This window comes from Morganella morganii, from assembly GCF_019242955.1.
Taxonomy (GTDB): Bacteria; Pseudomonadota; Gammaproteobacteria; order Enterobacterales; family Enterobacteriaceae; genus Morganella; species Morganella sibonii.
In genome coordinates, this window is sequence record NZ_CP066129.1 from 1,492,292 (window position 1) to 1,513,944 (window position 21,653).

Annotated in this window: 18 protein-coding genes and 2 pseudogenes; 10 read left to right on the plus strand and 10 right to left on the minus strand. The window is 48.5% G+C overall.

Annotated elements, in window-relative coordinates; translation table 11 throughout:
* Positions 1-7: 7 nt before the first annotated feature.
* From tagH to tssB, 6 genes are read right to left on the minus strand one after another with little or no spacing between them, the layout of a single operon-like run.
* Entirely contained in the window at positions 8-1,276 is a 1,269-nt protein-coding gene (gene tagH, locus JC793_RS06800; protein WP_218427901.1) for a type VI secretion system-associated FHA domain protein TagH, read from the minus strand.
* 4 nt (positions 1,277-1,280) lie between these two features.
* Entirely contained in the window at positions 1,281-2,306 is a 1,026-nt protein-coding gene (tssG, locus tag JC793_RS06805; protein WP_046892549.1) for a type VI secretion system baseplate subunit TssG, read from the minus strand.
* Positions 2,270-4,051 carry a type VI secretion system baseplate subunit TssF gene (tssF, locus tag JC793_RS06810; RefSeq protein ID WP_166707418.1) on the minus strand — a complete coding sequence of 594 codons (1,782 nt, stop codon included), beginning with the start codon at positions 4,049-4,051 and terminating at the stop codon, positions 2,270-2,272. The genes tssG and tssF overlap by 37 nt, the downstream gene beginning before the upstream one ends.
* A gap of 4 nt (positions 4,052-4,055) precedes the next feature.
* Entirely contained in the window at positions 4,056-4,493 is a 438-nt protein-coding gene (gene tssE, locus JC793_RS06815) for a type VI secretion system baseplate subunit TssE (RefSeq protein WP_046892547.1), read from the minus strand.
* Between the two features lie 5 nt (positions 4,494-4,498).
* Positions 4,499-5,983, minus strand: a complete 1,485-nt coding sequence (tssC, locus tag JC793_RS06820; RefSeq protein ID WP_052927285.1) for a type VI secretion system contractile sheath large subunit — start codon at positions 5,981-5,983, stop codon at positions 4,499-4,501.
* Positions 5,984-6,000: 17 nt separating this feature from the next.
* The gene (tssB, locus tag JC793_RS06825) at positions 6,001-6,498 is read right to left on the minus strand and encodes a type VI secretion system contractile sheath small subunit (protein WP_046892545.1); all 498 of its coding nucleotides are present in this window, start codon (positions 6,496-6,498) and stop codon (positions 6,001-6,003) included.
* A gap of 1,189 nt (positions 6,499-7,687) precedes the next feature.
* Here tssB and JC793_RS06830 point away from each other — a divergent pair.
* The 9 genes and pseudogenes from JC793_RS06830 to JC793_RS06865 all read left to right on the plus strand — a co-directional run bounded on the left by JC793_RS06830 (position 7,688) and on the right by JC793_RS06865 (position 18,033).
* A complete protein-coding gene (locus tag JC793_RS06830) occupies positions 7,688-8,206 on the plus strand; it encodes an Hcp family type VI secretion system effector (protein ID WP_046892544.1) in 519 nt (172 codons plus the stop codon).
* 110 nt (positions 8,207-8,316) lie between these two features.
* Entirely contained in the window at positions 8,317-10,482 is a 2,166-nt protein-coding gene (locus tag JC793_RS06835) for a type VI secretion system Vgr family protein (protein ID WP_218427902.1), read from the plus strand.
* Positions 10,483-10,491: 9 nt separating this feature from the next.
* Positions 10,492-10,908, plus strand: coding sequence for a DcrB-related protein (locus JC793_RS06840; RefSeq protein ID WP_046892542.1), 417 nt, complete (start codon positions 10,492-10,494; stop codon positions 10,906-10,908).
* A 29-nt stretch (positions 10,909-10,937) separates the two neighbouring features.
* Positions 10,938-15,650 carry an RHS repeat-associated core domain-containing protein gene (locus JC793_RS06845; RefSeq protein ID WP_218427904.1) on the plus strand — a complete coding sequence of 1,571 codons (4,713 nt, stop codon included), beginning with the start codon at positions 10,938-10,940 and terminating at the stop codon, positions 15,648-15,650.
* A 1-nt stretch (position 15,651) separates the two neighbouring features.
* A complete protein-coding gene (locus JC793_RS06850) occupies positions 15,652-16,551 on the plus strand; it encodes a hypothetical protein (RefSeq protein ID WP_218427905.1) in 900 nt (299 codons plus the stop codon).
* Between the two features lie 74 nt (positions 16,552-16,625).
* Complete coding sequence (locus JC793_RS06855) at positions 16,626-17,216, plus strand: RHS domain-containing protein (RefSeq protein ID WP_218427907.1); 591 nt, start codon at positions 16,626-16,628, stop codon at positions 17,214-17,216.
* Positions 17,217-17,255: 39 nt separating this feature from the next.
* Positions 17,256-17,333: pseudogene (locus JC793_RS19800) on the plus strand (RHS repeat-associated core domain-containing protein); the annotation flags it as partial.
* 78 nt (positions 17,334-17,411) lie between these two features.
* Positions 17,412-17,714 carry a hypothetical protein gene (locus JC793_RS06860; protein ID WP_247717337.1) on the plus strand — a complete coding sequence of 101 codons (303 nt, stop codon included), beginning with the start codon at positions 17,412-17,414 and terminating at the stop codon, positions 17,712-17,714.
* Positions 17,715-17,733: 19 nt separating this feature from the next.
* Entirely contained in the window at positions 17,734-18,033 is a 300-nt protein-coding gene (locus JC793_RS06865; RefSeq protein WP_218427909.1) for a hypothetical protein, read from the plus strand.
* A gap of 70 nt (positions 18,034-18,103) precedes the next feature.
* Here the strand turns inward: JC793_RS06865 and JC793_RS19725 are convergent, their stop codons facing one another.
* Both JC793_RS19725 and JC793_RS19805 read right to left on the minus strand, forming a co-directional pair.
* Entirely contained in the window at positions 18,104-18,238 is a 135-nt protein-coding gene (locus tag JC793_RS19725; RefSeq protein WP_431739825.1) for a hypothetical protein, read from the minus strand.
* Positions 18,239-18,250: 12 nt separating this feature from the next.
* Positions 18,251-18,298: pseudogene (locus tag JC793_RS19805) on the minus strand (hypothetical protein); the annotation flags it as partial.
* A gap of 128 nt (positions 18,299-18,426) precedes the next feature.
* Here JC793_RS19805 and JC793_RS06875 point away from each other — a divergent pair.
* On the plus strand, positions 18,427-19,320 hold the full coding sequence (locus tag JC793_RS06875; RefSeq protein ID WP_166707422.1) for a DMT family transporter: 894 nt from the start codon (positions 18,427-18,429) through the stop codon (positions 19,318-19,320).
* An 85-nt stretch (positions 19,321-19,405) separates the two neighbouring features.
* On the opposite strand, the gene JC793_RS06880 is transcribed toward JC793_RS06875, so the two are convergent.
* On the minus strand, positions 19,406-20,521 hold the full coding sequence (locus JC793_RS06880; protein ID WP_218427911.1) for an SPOR domain-containing protein: 1,116 nt from the start codon (positions 20,519-20,521) through the stop codon (positions 19,406-19,408).
* Between the two features lie 5 nt (positions 20,522-20,526).
* Entirely contained in the window at positions 20,527-21,321 is a 795-nt protein-coding gene (locus tag JC793_RS06885; RefSeq protein WP_218427913.1) for a hypothetical protein, read from the minus strand.
* Positions 21,322-21,653: the final 332 nt, after the last annotated feature.

Consider the following 21,653-nt stretch of genomic DNA (forward strand, 5'->3'; position numbering starts at 1 on the left):
ATGTCCCTTATAAGCCTTTACGTAACGCCCGGTCATAGGCATGGGTGTAAACTTCATAAAAGAGTTTTTCAAATCCCTGCTGACGGCAGGATTTCAGCTCACGGTAGTAACTGACATACATCTGCCACGCCCAGGCCGGATCTGAACTGCTCTCTTCACCGGCCCGCTGATACTGTGCAAAACGTGCCAGCAGCCGTTCCGGTGAAAACGCGTCAAGCATGGTCTCCAGCGCGACGGAAATAGCTTCCAGATTGGCGCGGTAATGGAGCTGCATATTGGTCAGACTTTCGCTGACCGCCGCCGTCGGTGACAGGTGCACCGGGCTGCGTTCGTCGCCGAACAGCAGATGCAGGGCTTCCTGATAATCCACATTCAGACGCAGCGGGTTATCCTCAATCGGGCGTAATTGCTTGTCGCGCAGGTTATCCTGAGTTTTTTGTAATGCGAGAAGACCTTCAATGGCGGCTTTGAGCGTCCGGCCGACCTCGGTCAGAAAATCATTGGCCTGGCGGGAGTTATGCAGCGGAAGATGTGCTTCCAGCCCGTGCATCAGCGGGTTTACCGCAATATGATCCGCATCGGTGACCGGCCGCAGATCATCCGCGTGATCGGTGGCGGACAGTTTGGGCAGATCCATATATTCCTGCACAATGGTATTCCCTCTGTTATCGGAGAGTGGCACAGCGGCGGATGCCGCCGTATGGTGGTCGGCCAGCAGGCCGGAGGCGTCATGTTCTGCCGGTGAACTGCCGGTGGTCAGGCTCTCATTTTCCAGAGCCTGTAACGGATCGCGGGTACGGGAACCGCGGACGGTCGGTGCGGTATCATCTCCCTGATACGGGGGATTGTCCGGTGCAGTCTGGTTATCCATCAGGCTATCCAGCGGGTTGCTGCCGGCGGACACAATATCCTGAGGTGCCACTGCCATCGGATCACGGTAGGGTTCACCGGTTATGGTCAGATGCACTTTAAACTGCAACTCACCGATCTCAATAATATCGCCCTGTGACAGACGCACGGCACCGGCGTGGCGGGGAATGGCGGTCTGATTAAGACGAACCGGCTCGGTCAGGGTTTTCAGGCAGAATGTCTGATCCTGACGGATAATGCGGCACTGAACCCCGGCGATTTTGCCGAGGCTGTCCTGGAGTGACCAGGTGCAGTCGGCATTACTGCCGATGGTACCGCCCTGTGAGGTAAACTGGGCAGCAGCAGCCCGGCCGCTTTCCAGCCGGTTACTGTTCACCAAATGAAAATTAAGTTGTGGTTTATCCATTATGTTATTCCAATACTGAGATCGTCACAAAAGGCTTCAGTTCCGGTTGCCCGATGAAACTCCGCCAGCCCAGCTGATTGTTATCTTTCTCACCGAGAACCATCCCGCCGACCTGTTTTTCCGCCATTCTCAGCCGCAGATCCCAGGCCAGCTGTTCGTGCATGATGTAAGACACAAACGCGACCAGCGGCAGGTAGTCAGGGCCGTTCGGTAAAAAACGCATATAACGGGTCAGTGATAATTCACTGATTTCGATGGTGCATTTGCCGTTACAGTCTTCAATGCGTGCGCCCAGACTGAAATTTTCCCCCAGCAGGGAGCGCGGTTGCGCGGTGCGGCTCGCGCTGTACAAGGTTTCCCCCAGCCGGTTTTGCTGATCATCGGCAATTGCCACCCGGCGGGTTTCCCAGCCGGATAAATTCACATTGTCCAGATCAAAACAGTGGGAAATCAGACTGCACACCACATCCGGTGAACGTCCGGGACTGGCCAGTAACCCGGCATAGGCCAGCATTTTGTTGTGATTGATCCGGATCCGGCTGCGGTTACTTTCACTGCCCAGCCCGAGCAGCGTGAACATATAGCGGGAAAACGGATCGCGGCCGTCCGGCTCAAACGAGATGTAATAGCGGTATTTCCGCCAGATCCGGTGCAGCAGCGTGACAAAGCGGTGATTAAACAGATTAAGAAAGTCCGTAACGCTTTCCGTCTGCTGTGCTTCTTCCCACGCCAGGCTGTCGAGGTAATACCCGGGCAGCGGGGACTGACTGCCGTGCAGACCCAAAAATGCCACTTTGACGTCATAACTGCCGTCCTCACGGCGGGTTACACCGGTGACATCCCGTGTCGGAAATGCGATCCCGGCACTTGCCGAAAAACGGATATTCTCCTGTGCGGACTTTCCGGCGGCTGTCACGGATTTATTCAGCAACTCTGCCAGCTGATAAAAGTCATACTCTGTCATGGCGGCGGTGCCGTCGCTGACAGAGGTTGTCAGCGCAGAACGGTGCGATTGATTTTCGCCGGCCATAAATACACTTCCCGGTTATCCATATTGATCACTTCCAGCTCATGAAAGGTATTCACACTGGTATAGAGCCCGAAAAAATGAGCAATAACGGAACAGAACAAATAGAGTCCGCCCTCGGATGAGAACGCACTCTGGTAAACAGATAAGGTGGATTTCAGCCCGCGCACCGGTAATCCGCGGTACAGATATTCGACGGGCTGTGTGGTCATGCTGACCAGCGCATCGAGACATTTCTGTGCCTGGCGGGCGGTCTGCTGGTGGAAAACAGATGTCAGATCATAAAGCTGCAACAGTTCCCGCAACGCTTCCAGGCTCAGCAGTGACTGATAGTTCAGGGACAGATTCGTCAGCACTGACCAGTGCAGCGAGTGATCGAGCAGCGGCCGCAGTGTTTGTGTCGGCTTCATGATATTGCGGACAGCACTGATATCCGGCAGTTGCTCTGTACAGCGGGTAACAGAGCCGGTCCGCAGATAGCCGGCCACATCCCGGTTGGTGCACAGCAGAGAAACAGAAACCGTTTCATCACAGCCGGTCAGTGCCGGCTCATTACTGCGGACAAAGGAAATCCGGTGACGGAATCCGCTGTCATCCGGTGACGGCAGTGTGCGCAGGCGATAATACTGCTCTTCATCGCCTTTATTGACCGGGTCCTGATGATGGAAACTTTCAAACTGCGTGTAATGTGTCATTTTTGCCGGCTGGTTACCGCAGCGGCGTAATCCGTCCACCCGGGTGACAGAAAAAATATCGTAACCTGCCGGATGAGCAAAACCGGGACTCAGCGGGTACTCGCTTTGTCTGCCGTTCAGTTCCACCGCTTCACTTTCCATCGGGAACAGGTTGGCTGCCGGCACACAGTTGATCCGGATGCTGTCATCGTTAATATCCGCCGCCGGCGGCAGCGGACGGGAGAAATGAATGGTCAGGGAGAAGTGATCTCCGGACATCACGGCCGGAATATCATCAAGCCCTTCAATATTCAGAAACAAAAAGGCGCGCGGAAAACTGAAATATTCCTGTAACAGCCGGTGCCCTTCATAGCTGTTTCTGGGATAGGGCAGAAGGGCATCCTCACGGCTGAATCCCGCCGGTGACACGGCAAAGTTTTCCGGCTGATACGTGTGTTTATCCGTTGTCAGTGTTGCTCCGGACACCGCGTGATTCAGCAGAAAATAGAGTTCATGAGCGGTATAATCGTCCCCGCCGAGATAAAACTGTAACGCTGTCAGACCGGTATCCGATAACCGGGCTGGTTGCGAAAGTGCAAAGGAAATCGTCACTGACTGCGGGCCGGCGGTGACCGACGTGACGGTAAACGGCATCACCCTGAGATCACGGCTTTGCGTGAAATGACAGGTCATCTGATGCAGAACATCGTCTTCCGCATCGCTTTCATCCAGTGTGATTTGCTGACTCTCAAACAGCGTTCCCTCCGGCACAAAAACGGGAAGCCGCAGAGAGGGGGATGGCGTAAACTGCATGACGGTCATTGACGGAAACGGCCGGGCATAGCTGGGCCACAGCATTGTGACCAGACTGTTGGTCAGTTCCGGGAACTGACGTTCAATCTGACTGCGTAAAGAGGCAGACAGATAAGCAAACCCCTCCAGCAGCCGCAGCACATCCGGGTCCGTGCTCTTTTCTGCCAGAAAATTAACCAGATGCGGCTTGTGGCGCGCAACGGTATCTTCCAGCAGTTGCAGGTACTCAAGTTCATCAGAAAAACGGGAATTACGGGGCATACTGTCAGGCCTGTTTCAGTCTGTAATGCCGGTGACTGTCCATCTGCATATTAAATTCAATTACCTGAGACTGATTTTCCAGTAATACCAGTGCAGTGATCCGAAACTCCAGAAGCAGCGGATTATGCTCATCAATCACACCTTCCACCGCGACATCACTGATCCGCGGCTCATAGCGCAGAATGCATTCGCGGATGGCCGTTTCCAGACTGGCACGAAAATCTACTGCGGTTGCGGTGGCGTCATTGAGATCGGTCACACCCAGTTCACGGCTGCTCTGACAGGTTTCCGGCCGGGTATTCAGTACCAGCGTCAGATGTGATTTGACCGAATTAATCAGGGCAGCGGTGCGGGACTGACGGGAAGCACCGGCGTGCTTCCCTCTTATCCGTTCAAAAAGGCGTACAGGTTGTGACGAGTGACGATGATAATACGCCCCCATTCCGGTTACTCCTTATCGAGCCGGCCAACCAGTGACAGTTCGAAACTGGCACCCATATATTTGAAGTGCGGACGCACCTGGATAGCGACCTGATACCAGCCCGGATCGCCCTCGACATCCAGTACCTGAATCTGTGCGGAGCGAAGGGGACGCTTGCTGCGGACATCTGACGGCGGGTTTTCCTGATCGGCGATATACTGTTTCAGCCAGATATTCAGTTCACGTTCCAGATCCTGGCGCTCTTTCCATGCACCGATCTGCTCGCGCTGTAACACTTTGATGTAGTGTGCCAGGCGGTTGATAATGAACATGTACGGCAGCTGAGTACCCAGTTTATAGTTGGTTTCCGCCATCTTACCTTCACGTGTGTTCGGGTAATGCTTTGGTTTCTGCACGGAGTTGGCGGAGAAAAATGCTGCATTATCACTGCCTTTGCGCATCGTCAGGGTAATAAAGCCTTCTTCTGCCAGCTCAAATTCACGACGGTCAGTGATAAGCACTTCAGTCGGGATTTTAGTCTGCAGTTCGCCCATCGCCTCAAAGCAATGAACCGGCAGATCGCTGACAGAACCGCCGCTCTGAGGCCCGATGATATTCGGACACCAGCGGTAATTGGCGAAACTGTTATTGATACCGGCAGCCAGCAGGAATGCCGTGTTACCCCACAGATAGTGGTCATGGTTTTGTTTAACACTTTCACGGTAGTTGAAGTTTTTAATCGGGTTTTCAACCATATCGTAAGGGAGACGCAGCAAAAAGCGCGGGGCGGTCAGGCCGAGGTAGCGGGAGTCTTCCGCTTCACGTAAGGCGCGCCATTTGGTGTGCGCCGGGCCTTCAAAGACGGATTTCAGATCCTTGATTGCCGGTAATTCGGTATAGCTGCTTACACCAAAAAAGTCAGGGGAAACGGATGACAGGAAAGGCGCATGTGCCATGGCGCCGACAGCGCTGACATACTGAAGCAGTTTCATATCCGGTGTGGTATTGCTGAAGGCATAGTTCCCGACCACAGCGGCAACCGGTTCACCACCGAACTGACCATAACCGGCGGAATAGACATGCTTATAGAAACCGGACTGGACAATTTCAGGCGAAAATTCAAAGTCTTCCAGCAATTCGGATTTGGTGGCATGAATAATATTAATCTTAATATTTTCACGGAAATCAGTGCGATCCACGAGTAACTTCAGGGAACGCCAGGAGGACTCCACTTCCTGAAAGTTGTCGTTATGCAGAATTTCATCCATCTGCGCACTCAGCTTTTTATCCAGCTCCACCAGCATTTTATCGATCAGTAACTTATTGATCGGTTCTTCTTTGGAATCACTGGCCAGGATGTTACTGATGAAAGCTGCCACACCCTGTCTGGCGATATCGTATGCTTCGGTTTCCGGGGTCATCCGGGACTGTGACATAATTTCATCAAGCAGTGATGTTCCGGCAGGGATTTGGCCTGCTTCCTGTTTTACACTTTCTGTTGCTGTAGACATAACACGATTCCCATCAATTATTTATTGCTGACGATATCCAGCTCTTTTAACAGTTGTTCACGGGTGGATTCATTATCCAGCAGTGCCTGAAGCTGTTTACGAAATGCAGGAATATTTCCCAGAGGACCTTTCAGTGCGACTAATGCTTCCCGCAATTCAAGTAACTTATTTAATTCCGGAACATTTTTAGCAATATTGTCAGGAGAGAAATCACGGAGAGATTTAATATCAAGATTGACAGGGATGTCGGAATCACTTTCTTCCTCAAGATGGTTTTTAACAGCAAATGTCAGATTAATACCTGCATTTTCCATCACGGAATTAAAATTGTTCTGATCAATCGAAACCGTTTTTCGTTCTTCAATCGGGGTATCTTCTTCTTTATTTTTGAAATCACCAATAACCAGAAGATTATGAGGTAATTCAATTTCTGCCTGGCTTCCGCCATCATGCGGAGTGTATTTGATATTAATGCGTTCTTTCGGCGCAACGCTGCCAAGACCATTCTTACTCATTGATTATCCTTATGGATTAAGTTTGGGGAATTCATTTCCCCGTATATATACATAAGATAAGCGATTGCCTTATCCGGGTTTGGCTATCATGCAAATACGCGTAAGCTACGTAATTCATTGTATTGAGTGTCAATTAAAATATTTAGCTTAAGGTAAATTAAAAATTACATTAATGCAAAATTTATCTTCTCCTGCATGCGGGTGTCAATCAGTAAAATTATTTTACCAATAACATGCGTATGTTAGTCAACTGATAGGTGGGTGTTAAAATAATTATTTCTTTAATTAGTGATGTGTTTTACAGATTAGCCGTATAAGTGGTAATTATTCCATGATGTATTGAAAATAAAGAAAAATAATGAAAAGAGCAGAGGGACAGGGAAGCATATTGATGGTAACTGTGACATATCTATATCAGGCATAGATTGATATGTACTGATTCAGGGGAAATGTAAATTTTATTTTTGAAATATTATTTTACATCTGTTGATAAAGATACAAATATCGAAGTGCTGATTTTTAAAATGCATCAACAAGAACAAGAGGGATTTCGGTATCCGGTTACGTATTTTTCATCAGATGTATTTTTTAATAAACGGCAACATTTTTGATAGCTGAAAGTATTTTTCGGGTGAATATCATGGGTGGGGGATATAGCTGTTACTCTTATTATAAGTATTAATGAATATTATTATCCCATGGTCAATACTTTATTTTGTATATTAAAAAATAACAGTGCAATAAAATTGAGGCATTATCACTCCATGTATAGCGTAGTTTATATGAATGTATTTTTATCTATAAATATCATTACCTTATGAGAAATAATATCTTGTTATAAACTTTATTTTTCTGATCATAACCTGAAATGTTTGTAATTCATTGTTTTATTAATGTTTTATCTGCTTTCATGGTTTTTTTGTTAAATTTCCGATCGCAGATTTCTGGTTTTTAATTTCAATTACATATTTCTATTTTAGTTATTTAAGTTTTATATCCTGTTTTTGCATGGATTTTAACTTAAGATGATTATCCCGGGAGATACAGAGGGTAATTTGAACACCAGAAGGCTTTACATAGATATTAGTTAAATTTATGCTTTCTGCATTATCACCATGCGCATTGGCTGATGACGAAGTCACTCGTCCGGTAACGACTTGTTACCTGTTAATAAATAAGGAATTTTATCATGCCAACTCCATGCTATATCTCTATCGAAGGCAAAACGCAGGGCAATATCACTGCCGGTGCATTTACTGCTGAGTCTGTCGGCAACATCTACGTGCAGGGTCATGAAGATGAAATGCTGGTACAGCAGTTTGACCATGTTGTGACTGTCCCGACTGACCCGCAATCAGGCCAGCCATCCGGCCAGCGTGCACACCGTCCGTTTAAATTTACTGTGGCACTGAACAAAGCAGTTCCGCTGCTGTACAACGCCCTGGCGGCCGGTGAAATGCTGCCGAAAGTGCAGCTGAAATGGTATCGCACCTCGGTTGAAGGTAAGCAGGAGCATTTCTTCACCACCTCGCTGGAAGATGCGACCATCGTGAATATCGACTGCAAAATGCCGCATTGCCAGGACCCGGAAAAAACGGATTACACCCAACTGATCGAAGTGTCACTCTCTTACCGCAAAATCGACTGGGAACACACCGTCGCAGGCACCTCCGGTGCTGACGACTGGCGTGCGCCAATCGAAGCGTAATGTGGTCACTGACACCACAAATTCCTCCGGGGATTTGTGGTGTTCCTGCTTTACCGCAGTGATCCTCCGTCCCCCGGCGGGTCATCCGCCTGATCAGTTCCGGAGCCGGTATGTTTGCTGAAGATCCCAAAAAAAAGGTCATTGACCCGGCAGCGCTGAAAGACAGTGCCGCAAAATATGCTGAGGATGCTGTTGCATCAAAAGTCAGCAAAAAAATGTCAGAACCGGCGCAAAAAGCCGTCTCCGCCGTACAACAGGTACAAAAAACCGCCGCGCAGGTTCCTTCTGCGGCAGCTCTTATTCCCGGTGGTGGTATTGCCGGTGGTCTCAGCAGTATCCCGAAACTTCCCGGTGCTGCCGGCAGTCTGGCGGGCGCGCTTACCGGACGTTCACCTTCCGGTCTTGTTTTTACCTGTAAAATCGGCGGATTGCCGGAACAGACTTTTCAGGTAACCGAATTCTCACTCAGTGAAGGGCTTTCTTCGCTGTTTTCGTTGTCGATCAGTGCCGTCAGCACGCTGCCGTCAATCACATTTGATGAACATCTGGGAAAAGCCTCTTCTCTGACGGTGACCCGCGACGGCGTCAAAGTCCGCACTGTGCAGGGGCTGCTGGCGTCTGCTGAACAAGGCAATACTGACGGCAACAAAACCTGGTATTACTTCTTGATCCGCCCTGAAATGTGGATCATGACCCTTAACCAGGACAGCCGCATCTTCCAGAAACAATCCGTTCCGGAAGTGCTGGCGACACTCCTGGACGAAGCGCACGTCAAAAACGACCTGAAATTCTATCAGGACGAATTACACCAAAAGCGGGATTACATCACCCAGAAACGTGAATCAGCCTATGATTTCTGGTGTCGTCTGGCCGCCGAGGAGGGGATTAACTTCTGGTTCGAGGAAGGCCCGAAACTGTTTTACAGTGATAACCACCTCGGTATGACCGCCGGAATTAATCTGACCTATAATCCGCAGGCAGATACCGATATCAGTGACAGCACCGCGTTTTCCTGGCGTTACGCCGAACAGTTGTGCAGCGATGTCATTATCCAGAAAGATTACAATCCCGATCGCCCGTCTTATCCGTTTAAACACGAGGTTACCGGCGACGTTCACAAACAGCACCCTGTCTATGAAAGTTATGGCCGTTACCGTGACGATGAGACCGGTAAACCGTTCACCCAACTGCGCTACGAACAATCTCAGAACCAGCGCCAGACCGGTACCGCAGGTACCAACTGCTTTGCGCTGATGCCGGGCAAAATTTTTACCCTGAAAAACCATCCGTCTGACAGTATGAATAAAGCCTGGCAAGTGACTATGGTCAATCACCACGGTATCCAGCCGCTGGCGGATAACGGCGGCGGAGAGGGAACCAAATTCAGCAACACTGTGCAGTTTATCCCCGGCACCCGCGAATGGCGGCCGCCGTACCGCTTCCGCCCGCAGGCCGACGGCGACGAACTGGCAACGATTGTCGGGCCGGAAGGGGAAGAGATTTACACCAACGAGCAGGGCGCAGTGAAAGTCTATTTCCACTGGGATCGCTACGGTAAACCTGACCACAGCGCCTCCTGCTGGGTACGGGTGGCGATGGGCTGGAACGGCGGCGGCTATGGTTTCTCTGCCGTGCCGCGCATCGGCCAGGAAGTGATCGTCTCTTATCTTAACGGCGATATCGACCGCCCGATTGTCACCGGCTGTACCTACAACGGCCGTAACGGCCCGCCATCCTCTTTCCCCGGCAGCAAAACTCAGACTGCGTTCCGCACACAGACCCACAAAGGCGATGGTTTCAACGAACTGCGCTTTGAGGATGAAAACGGGAAGCAGGAAGTCTTTATGCATGCTCAGAAAGACATGAATACGGTGGTGCAGAATGACCGCAGTACGTCAGTAGTGGCAAATCACACGGAAACTGTCGGGCAGAATCAGAAAGTCACAGTCGCCGGTAAGCAGACGACTGCGGTTCAGATGGATCAGCTGAATTATATTTTTGGCGGACAACTGACGAATGTGGAAGGTGTTTGTCTCCTGGCATCAGCAACGGGGATTAAGTTGGTCAGCGGTAAATCAGCGATAGAAATGACCGCTTCCGGCGCTGTGAATATTACTTGTGAAAATTTCAATATCTCAGCGAAAAATGACGGACAGATTAATACCGGCCATGTGCTTGACCTGAATATGGAAGGCGGCGGACCGGCTGAAGATAAAATCGAACCGGATACAGGCACAATAAGCAGTCAAAAAGGCAATTTCTTTGCGGGAAAATAAGGAATAACAATGAAGTATGTATGTCAGGAAGGTGCCATAACGCTGCCTTCATCAGACTACCGGGATAACAGCCTGCATATTATTAAGTTTCCGGAAAAAAAAGCCAGTTTATCGCTGACCCGTGATGATTTGGCTGACGGACAGACAGCGGAACACTATCTGGTGTCACAAATTGCGGTGATTCGCAAAGGGGTAAAACTATTTGCGATGACTGACCCGGTTGCGTTTACAACAGAGTCCGGTGTGAACGGGTGGGCTTTCTACTGTGAACCGGAACAAAAAGGGACACATTTATATCAGTACATTGCAGGTTATGAACTGGATGACTCAATTCTGGTGATGACGTATTGCCTGCTGCACCCGTTTACTGATGCTGACTTACAGGACTGGCAAACGCTGAAATTGCGTTTTGCCCGTACAGTCTGATTTCGGTTATTTAAAAAGGAACCTGCATCATGGGAAATGAATTTCATGCAGCCAAACTCGGAGATGAGTTGTTTCATCAGTCCATGATTGCAGATTTTGTTAATGGTGTTGTCAAAGGTGCTGCGTACGTTGGTCTGTTTGTTGCTGCGGGCGCACTGACCGCAGGAACCGGCGGGCTTGCTGCACCATTACTTGCTATTGCCGGTGGCTTTGTTCTCGGTGATGTTATTGATGAAGTGGCCGATACTGTTTCAGGATGGGTTGATGATGCGCTGAATTTTTGCGGTTTCGGACGGGGTGCGGACGGTACAATTATCAGCGGTTCCCTGAATGTCAAAACAAAAGATCAGCCCGCAGCACGTGCAGCTGGTATTATCCCGCATGAAAAATTGATCGAGTCTATTATAGCGGACACGCAAAATCCGCCGAAAGGAAAAGCCCGTTCACTTGCTGAAGGTGTTTTGCAAAAAGCCTATATGCTGACACCTATGGGTATGGGTTCAGCAGTAAATAATTTAGTTTCTTCAGTGTTCAATCCGGCTGAGCCGGTTGAAAATGATCCGTTCCCGAAATATCCCTCACCAGAGCGTGGCTTTTTTGAAGGATTTTTTTCACCCACCGTTGCAAATAAAAACCTTTATGCCGCACCTGTCGATAATGATCAGATTACCTGTGAGAAATGGCATATTGCCTCAGCACCGTATTATCTGGCTGAAGGATCAAAAAAAGTTCAGATAAACAGCCAGCCTGCCTGCCGGAATGGTGACCGCAGCACCTGCGAGGCAAAAATTGATCACACACAGGAATCCCGTGTTGTCCGTATCGGCGGTAACAAAGAAGTGGTGCGGGATATTATCAGCGGTCGTAATCCGTTTTGTACTTTTGTTGGTGAAGCTGTCGGCGCGGTACTGGGCGGCTGGGCCAGTATCATCCGGAAAGGCGGGATGGCAGCTGTTCGTCAGTGCCTGAGTAAAGCCGGTTGTAGCCTGGTGATGGAACTGGCCGGGAATATCGGTATGGGACTGGTAATCAGCGGATTAACCCGCTCTTTTAATGCCGTCACCCGTCCTGTTCACGCAGCCACCGGCAGTAAAGTCCTCAGTGGCGATGATGATTTGGATTTTGTATTGGAAGGCCGTTATCCGCTGGCCTGGCACCGTATCTATCAGAGCAGCAATACCCGTGAAAGCCGTCTGGGAACAGGCTGGGCACTGCCGTTTGATGTCAGTATTGAAATCGATTACACAGGCGGCTCTATTGAAGATGCACCGCTGTATTATCATGATATGTCCGGCCGCCGCCTGTCTCTGGGGGAACTGGCGCTGGGACAGGACGCATTCTATGTGGATGAGGGGTTTCGCGTCTACCGCAGTCTGCAAAATATCTTTTTGCTGGAGTCCGATACCGGTGATTATCAGCTGTTTGAAACAGACCCGCAGCGCAATGGCTGGTTACGTCTTGCTCAGTCACATGATCGCCACGGTAATACCCTGTTTTACCGCTACAGCCCGGAAGGTCAGCTCTGCACCATTCAGGATAACAGCGGACTGATTAACGTTCAGCTGCATTATACGGATGACGGGCAACGCCTGCTCTCGGTATCACAATCTGATCCGGATGATGAGCGAACGCTGGTCAGCTATCAGTATGATGAACATCAGTTTCTTGTTGCCGTCATGGGTGCTGACGGGAAAATTACCCGCCGTTTTGCCCGGGATGATGACACCGGGTTGATGAATATGCATGTCAATGCTGCCGGGTTACAGAGTCACTACCGGTGGGCACAGTTTGATAATGAAACAGATGATGAACAGCGACCGGTATACCGCGTGGCGGAACACTGGTTGCAGACTCCGGACGGCGGACGGCCTGAACACACATTACTGCACTATTCTCCGGCGGAGAGAACCCTGCGCACGGAGTCAGCCGGACTGGGTGAAACGTTCCGTCGCTGGAATGAACAACATCAGATCACCGAATTTACAGATGAAAGCGGCGCCACCTGGTTTTTTGACTGGGATCAGAGCCGTAAACTGAAAAAAGCCACAGATCCTCTGGGTCACACCTCGCAGTACACCTACGATGAACGCGGTAACCTGACCGCTGAAACAGATCCGAACGGCGACTGTACCACTATTGAGTGGGATAAAGACTTTGCGTTTCCGCTGATTCAGGTAATGCCGAATGGTGCGGCACATCACTGGTTTTATAATGCCAAAGGGGATATCCATCTGTATATGGACCCGCTGGGGCATGCTACCCGGCTGGTCTGGGATGAACAGGGGGACTGTCTTCAGCAGACTGACCCGGGCGGCAGTATCACCCGTTACCGCTACAATACCCGGGGGCAACTGACCCGCTATACCGACTGCTCCGGTTATCACACCACACTGTCCTATGATGATCGCGGGCAACTGGTCACTATCACCGATGCACTGAGCCAGACCACCCGCTATCACTGGTCGGAGGGTGGACAGCTGCTGCGGGAGGAATTACCGGACGGCAGGGATAACCGCTATTCCTATGACGATGCCGGGCGTGTCACCGGGTTTACTGACAGCGGTGACAAGAAAATCACCTTCGCCCGTAATATCTTCGGGCAAATCACAGAGCGTACCGACCCGGCGGGACACCGTCTCGGCTTTCGTTACGACCGCTTCGGGCGGCTGAAAGCGCTGGTCAATGAAAAGGAAGAATCTTACCGGTTTGAATATGATGCACTGCACCGCCTGACCCGTGAGCAGGATCTGATCGGCCAGCAAAAACAGTATCAGTATGATGCGGGCGGTAATCTTATCCGCCGCGAGGAAATTCCCGCACAGGCGGGAGAAGAACCGGTTATCACACAGTATCAGTATGATCCGGCAGGCCGTCTGATCACACGGGAAAACCGCGATTACCGAACCGGGTATCAGTACGGTAAAACGGCACTGACACTGCGGCGAATCCCGGCGGCGGTCTGGTCAGCGGCGCAGCTCAGCGGGGAGGATGTGCCGTGGCAGGATATCCTGGAATTTGAGTATGACCTGAACGGTCAGATGCTGTTCGAGCAGAACAGTGCCGGGGTATACCGTCACAGCTACGATGACAACGGCAACCTCAGCAGCACGGAACTGCCGGACGGGCAGTCCCTGAGTTATCTGTATTACGGCTCCGGACACCTTCAGCAGATGAACTGGCGGGAGCGTGGTAAACAGATGGCACTGGCGGAATACAGCCGAGACCGGTTGCACCGTGAAACTAACCGGCTTTCCGGCGGACTTGATCAGCGAACGGAGTATGACAGCAGCGGGCGTATCACCGCACAGATAGCCAGGCTGGCGAACAGTACGCGGGTCACGGCGGCAACCATTGATAAACGTTATACCTGGGACAAACACAATAACCTGACGGAGCGCAGTGTCAGTTACGGACAGGCCGATTCGCCGTTAACACAAGGTCACTGGCAGTATGAAACCTACCGGTATGACCCGCTTGGGCAGCTGACACGGCGTCTGAACGGGTTCAGTGAAGAGCTGTTTTTGTATGACGAAGCGGCGAACCTGCTGGGGCATCAGCGGCAGGTGGCATTTAATAACCAGGTCACCGCCAGTGAGGAATACGATTACACGTATGACGGCTTCGGCCGCATGGCGCAGCGCCGGGTGCGTGACAGCGCGGTATGCCAGCATTATCACTATGATGCGGAGCACCGTATTACCGCGGTGACCTTTGAACATGACCCGCAGGGGCACCAGCGGGCGGAATATGATTACGACATTCTCGGGCGCAGAACCGGGAAGCGGGTCTGGCAGTCCGCACAGGCACAGCGGCTGAAGCAGCCCCCGGAAAACCGGGCACCGGAAGAAACGGTGCAGTTCTGCTGGAACGGCCTGCGGCTGGCGGCGGAGAAAAGCAGTAAATCCGCGCATCTGACCTTACATTACGTTTATAACAGCGGCAGTTATAACCCGCTGGCACGGATAGAAAGCTTTGACCATCCGGAAAAACAGACAACGGATATCAGTTATTACCACGTTGCACTGAACGGCTTGCCGGAAGAACTGACGGACAGTCAGGGACGGATTATCTGGCACGGCGACTACAGCCTGTGGGGCAAATTAAAACGGGAACAACACCCGGCACCGGGATTCCGGGGTCAGCAAAATCTGCGTTTTCAGGGGCAATATTTCGACAGGGAAACCGGACTGCACTATAATACTTTCCGGTACTACGCCCCGGACACGGGACGATTTACTCAGCAGGACCCCATTGGCCTGGCTGGCGGGTTAAATCTGTACCAGTATGCGCCGAATCCGGTGGTGTGGGTTGATCCGTGGGGGTTGAGTTGCTTTAGTGCTAGAGTTGGGGCATTTGGCGAAAAAAGAGTTATGCAGTATTTATCGAAAACAGGCTATAAAAAAGTGTTTTCAATACAAAATAATTCAGGCCATGGCTTGGATATAGTTGCGTTAAGACCAGATGGTAAATTTGATATATTTGAAGTGAAGAGTTCAACAATAGGTGATTTTTCTCTATCAACTCGCCAAGCTAAAGGTAATGATTTTGCAAAAACAGTTCTTTTAAATGATGTTAAAAAAGGAGGGTATAATATTATTGATGTAAATGGAAATGCAAAAGCAATTACAAGTAAGCAGGCTAGAGATATTTATAATAATATTGGAAGTACCGAGTGGGCTAAGGTAAATGTAGGCCGGAATCCTAAGTTTCATGACCAAAATATAACTTTTGAAGGGTGGTGAGATGAACGTGATTAAAGAGTATTATAGTGAGCTAGAGTCTGCGATTAATTTCATTTTAGATGATGATGATTATTATAAATATATCAAAGATGCTATAGATGATTATATAGAAAATGGCACGGAAATTTTCATTTATAAATGGTATGATGATTTTTTTGAAAAAGATTGCGAAATAAAATTTGACATTGGCAAGCTATTGAGTGAAGCAAGCAGACTATCAGTTTTCCCTCTGAGGGATTTCTTGATAAAAGAAAATAATAATTACGATGGCCTGATTAATTCTCTTTATTTATCTGTCTTGGAATGTTGCAGTAATGAGTTGTTTTCGACTGAGAAAGAGAAAAGTATAAATGAACAGTCCTGTATTTTTTTTATTTCATTATCTTATTTTTCTTCGCTTGAGCAATCCTTGGTTCTTAATGGGTTAATTAAAAGTATCAAAGGTAAAGGTGATCTAATTAATGAGGATGCTTATGAGACATTAATACCTCTTGTTTTCTATCTTTCAAAGAATTATATGAAGGTGGGTAGTGAAACTTTACGTGATGATATTGAATGGGGGTTGAATAAGTTTAAGTTTAATTCAATGTATGAATCCATTGTCAATGGTTTATTGAGAAATGAAGATGTAAGATCATTGATGCGTGAAATATGTGATTATCATATATTTCGAAGTTATTCTGATGATGAAGTAAATGCAGATTTTGAAAATGTAATATACAAGCTGATTCCTTTTGAAATTATAGTGTTACTTCGTATTAGAAGCTTAAATGGCTTATCTAATGAGAATATTAACCATCCATTATTGAATAGATTTAAGTTATTTATAAACAATAATGTACCATTAAATAATTTTAATATTTCATTAAAGACATCTATTTTTCGTAAAAAGAACTTATAGTAATTATTTTATTATGACAAATACTTGTCTAAATCAGTGAGGAATACGACTACACGTATGACGGCTTCGGCCGCATGGCGCAGCGCAGGGTGCGGGACAGCGCGGTGTGTCAGCATTATCACTATGATGCGGAGCACCGCATTACCGCAGTGACCTTTGAGCATGACCCGCAGGGGAACCAGCGGGCGGAATATGATTACGACATCCTCGGGCGCAGAACCGGGAAGCGGGTCTGGCAGTCCGCGCAGGCACAGCGGCTGAAGCAGAACTCGGAAAACCGGGCACCGGAAGAAACGGTGCAGTTCTGCTGGAACGGCCTGCGGCTGGCGGCGGAGAAAAGCAGTAAATCCGCGCATCTGATCTTACATTACGTCTATAGCAGCGGCAGCTACAACCCGTTGGCACGGATAGAAAGCTTTGACCATCCGGAAAAACAGACAACGGATATCAGCTATTACCACGTTGCACTGAATGGCTTGCCGGAAGAACTGACGGACAGTCAGGGACGGATTATCTGGCACGGCGACTACAGCCTGTGGGGCAAATTAAAACGGGAACAACACCCGGTAGCGGGATTCCGGGGTCAGCAGAACCTGCGTTTTCAGGGTCAATATTTTGACAGAGACAAATTTGTCGGGAACAAATTTGAGCAGCGCTTGCGCTGACCCGTAGGGCGAGTATCAGGATGATACGAGTATTCCGGACTGCACTATAATACTTTCCGGTACTATGCCCCGGATACGGGACGATTCACCCAGCAGGATCCGATAGGGCTGGCTGGCGGGTTAAATCTGTACCAGTATGCACCGAATCCGGTGGTGTGGGTTGATCCTTGGGGGTTGATGGTTTTGTATCGAGGCATGAGCCTTGATGAATTTGCAAGTTTAGAAAAGGAAGGATGGAAAGCTGGGAAAGGTACTATGGAAGGTAAATGGTTTGCTGAATCTTATAAAGACGCTGTGACTTGGGGTAATAAAATGGGACATGGTGGCGATACATTTAAAATAGTACAGATAAATATACCAGATAACATAGCGAATAAAATGCATATGGATTCTCATTTGGATGGAATAGGCCCTGCTAGATACGCTGATGTTGTAGATTTGAACAACCATTCCAAAGTGACGTGGAGCCAGGAAATTAAAACTAAACCAAGATGTTAAACTAGCATTGGAGTATCCTATGTTTCCTGTGAAAATTAAATGGATTCCTTTTGATGAAGGAGGACGTAAAACAATCCCTCCGGAAGGTAAGTATTACTCTGTGGCTCGCTTTTCTGAAGATATTAAATGGCAAAATAATGCTTGGAGTGTGGTTTTCGATCTTGAAAAGCAGAAAAAAGAAGGTGACAGGATAGTATCTTTTGGTACTGTTAATTTTCTTATGGAAACAGCACCAAAAGATCGGATGGAAAAAAATGATCAGTTTGAAATATATGAAGGTCCCAAAAAAGTAGCTAATGTATTTTTGTGTCGCGATTAATGTGATCTAATTTATATAGTTGACTGCTTTGATCACAACCCCACACCAAAGCAGGTAAATCACTACCACATCACTCCCCGATCAGCGCCTTAACTTTAAGTTTAAATGCGGCGATCTGGGCTTGCTGCTGCTGATTTTGCTGCTTAATTGCCCGGATATCCTCGCTGTCCGGGATTAATACCAAACAGCCGTTTAAAATCTTCACCGTAAATGTGAAACCGGTCTCAAAACCTGCCGCTTTCAGCCAGTGCCCTTTTAAGGTAATCGCGAACGAGCAAAGCCATCTTCATTAAACATTATTTTAAAATCTATAAATATTTTGATAAATAGCAAGCCTGCGGGGCGGATGCCATGCTACGGTCGGATAAATACTGACCAAACGGGGAGCGGGATATGCCTTATTTATTCTTGACGCTGGCGGCGTGTTTCTGGGGCGGGAACTATGTTGTCGGGCATCTTTTGGTATCAGAGGCCGACCCGGTTATTTTATCGCAACTTCGCTGGCTGGTGACCGCTGTTTTACTGATGACGCTGTATTTCAGTCAGGTGAAACAGCAGTGGGCATTTATGAAAAAGGCGAAAGGGATTATTTTGTTTCTGTCGCTATGCGGACAGGTTTTATTCCCGGTCACACTGTATATCGGCCTGCAATATACTACGGCACTTAATGCCGCCATTTATATGTCTGCAACACCATCCATTGTTTTACTGATAAATGCGCTGATATTTAAAGAAAAAATTCAGGGTAAAAATTATATTGGCGTATTACTGAGTACGCTTGGTGTGATTTATCTGATATTTAAAGGTGACCTGAATTTCGCAAAAGTCATCAGTCATCTGAATAAAGGGGATTTGTGGGCGCTGGGATCAGCCATCAGCTGGGCGTTATATTGTGCTTTTTTAAGACTGAAACCCCGTGAGGTGAACGGTAATGCCTTTGTAGCTATCAGTTCGGTGACCGGCAGCCTGATGATGTTGCCGATACTGATTATTTATCTGTTTTCACATGATTTTCAGATCAGTAATGTGGGGAATTATGCGTCACCACTGTTTATATCCGGGCTTGCTTATCTGGTTATTTTTCCGTCATGGCTCTCATATCTGTTGTGGAATAAAGGCATACTGACTATAGGCGCAACAAGAGGGGAGATTTTCTCTCATCTGATCCCGCTGAGTGGTGGTTTCTTTGGCGTGCTTTTCCTCAGTGAAAAATTACACAGTTATCATTTTTTAAGCGGAGTCTTAATTATATCCGGGATTTACTTTTGCTCTTCTGCGAGGAAATAAATAGATATATTGAAACGCGCCCCTTCATCTGTATAAATAGTACGCGATGTCATAATACCGGTAAGAAAACCGGTATTATGACCGGTCAGGGTAATTCACGCTGAACCTGTTTCAGGCTGCGTACCCAGGGCTTATTGTTATAAAAGGCTGGTGGCAGTGAGTGTAATGCTGATTTTGCCGATGACAAATCAGGATAATCACCGTAAACCAGCACATACCATTGGCGGCCATGGCGGACAGTTTCATACACCAGATAATTTGATAATTTATGACGGCGGGCTGACTGATACAGGCCGTCAGGTGTTGCGGCACTGCTGAGTTGTAATGTGTAGTGATGTGCCGGAGCGGTACGCAGAACCTGGCCGGTATTGCGTGATGCCGGGCGTACATTTTTGTTCTCTCTGCGCGGAGCTGCGTGGCTATCCGGTACAGAGGGATTGATAAGACTATCCGGAATAACTGTTTCAGACGGATGAATGGTGACGACCGGCGGTTCCGGGGGGATAACCGGTGTCGTGGTTTTCTGTTCTGTTTTAACCGGCTGAATAATCGTAATGGTAATTTCATCCGTTACCGGCGGTGCGGAGAGTTCAGACCAGAGCGGCGGGAACCGTGTGACCAGTAAGTCTGTCAGATGGTCTGACAGCCGGGTAAACTGTTTCATCCGGGCCAGAAAAGGCGGAGTAACCGGAAGGGCTTCTGCGGTGGAAACAATCTGCTGTACAGCCTGAACCGCCATTTTTGCAGCGGCGCGCTCCGGTAATTTTTCACAACGGGCAATATCCGTCGGCTGAGTCAGTAATATATGCTCAGCAGGATTGTCCGTTATTTCCTGATAAATATCGGCCAGTACCTGCTGTGCCATAATATTAATATCACCACCGGCAAGTGCGGATTTTCCCAGCCACCAGCGGGCACAGGCGGTATTTTTGTCACCGCCTTCCCCGGTATAAAATAAAATCCCCAGATGATATTGCGCCAGCGGAAAATGCAGAAGGGCGGCGCGGTGAATATGATAACGCCCTTTTTCTGCATCGGCGGGGAGACCATCGCCGTTAATATACTGAACACCGAGATCATGTATTGTTCCGGCGTTATTGTCAGCGGCACCGGAAACTGCCGGTAATACAGCCAGCGATAATATGGCTGCAGCTATACAATGGCATAGCCCGGCCGGGACAAGCGGAGAATATACAGGCATCACGATTAATCCCAACTGACAACCATTTTAGCGGAACCGGTGGCTTTGCCGGTTTTATATGCACCGGTACTGCACAGTACCCAGTTGTATTTATATGACCCCGGTTTGAACGGCATTTTTTCCAGTCCGGCATTCGGAATGAAATAAACGATGCCGGTATATCCGTTAAGACGGCCATTACATTCACCGCCAAGCGGGATATCAGAACCGATAAATCCGCGGACTTCGGCCGGTGCATTTGTGCCGTCAGTCATGGTCAGTGCCATGGTATCGGTATACCGTCCTTTGAGTCCCTGCATTTCCACCGTAACAGGGGCATTGGTTGTATCGTCACAGGTAATAGTAAAGTTACCTGCTTTATTTGCCAGTGCTTTTGCGTTGACAGCATCTGTAATATCCACCGCCGGGAAGGTGATGGTGTTGTCTGTACTGACTGTACACTTACGTAAAGGCTTTTCCACAAGAATAGTATTGTTAAAAACCTGAGTATTTTTATTCTGAAAATCACCGGTTACCAGAATTAATGATACGGGATAACTTCCCGGCTGAGCTTTAGGGCCTGCATAAGCAATAAGATTGCCACTGACTCTGGCTGTTCCTGTACCATCGACATTCAGTTGACCGACTTCGTATCCTCCCCAGCTATTCAGACTGCATGCTTTTGCCGCACCACCGTAAGTTGTTTTTCCGGTAGATGCATTAACAGCCCACTCTCCGTATATTGTGTTCCCGTTGCCTCTGTATGTGTATGGGCTGTTGTAACCGGTTCCGGAAAAACCAAGGATGACATCATCAGCCAAAACAAGTCCGTATATTTTATTATCGCTTGACCAGCCAAATGAATATCCGGCTGGTTTTTCACATCCGGGAATTGTGCCGGTTGCCGGTACTATAGCTCCCCACATAGGGCCATTCATTTGCCCCCCCAGGCCTCCGGGATAATTTCTGTTATTCTGGACGACATTAACCGGTATCTGAATCTGGCTCCCCGGCCTGATGGTATAGGCACCAAAGCAGGTTACTGATGCTAATAAGAATGAAACTCCGGCAATGATTGGTATGTTCTTATGATTAAGCAGATTAATAAAACGAAAATTTTTATTCATTTTCATATGGTTGTTGTCCGTAAATT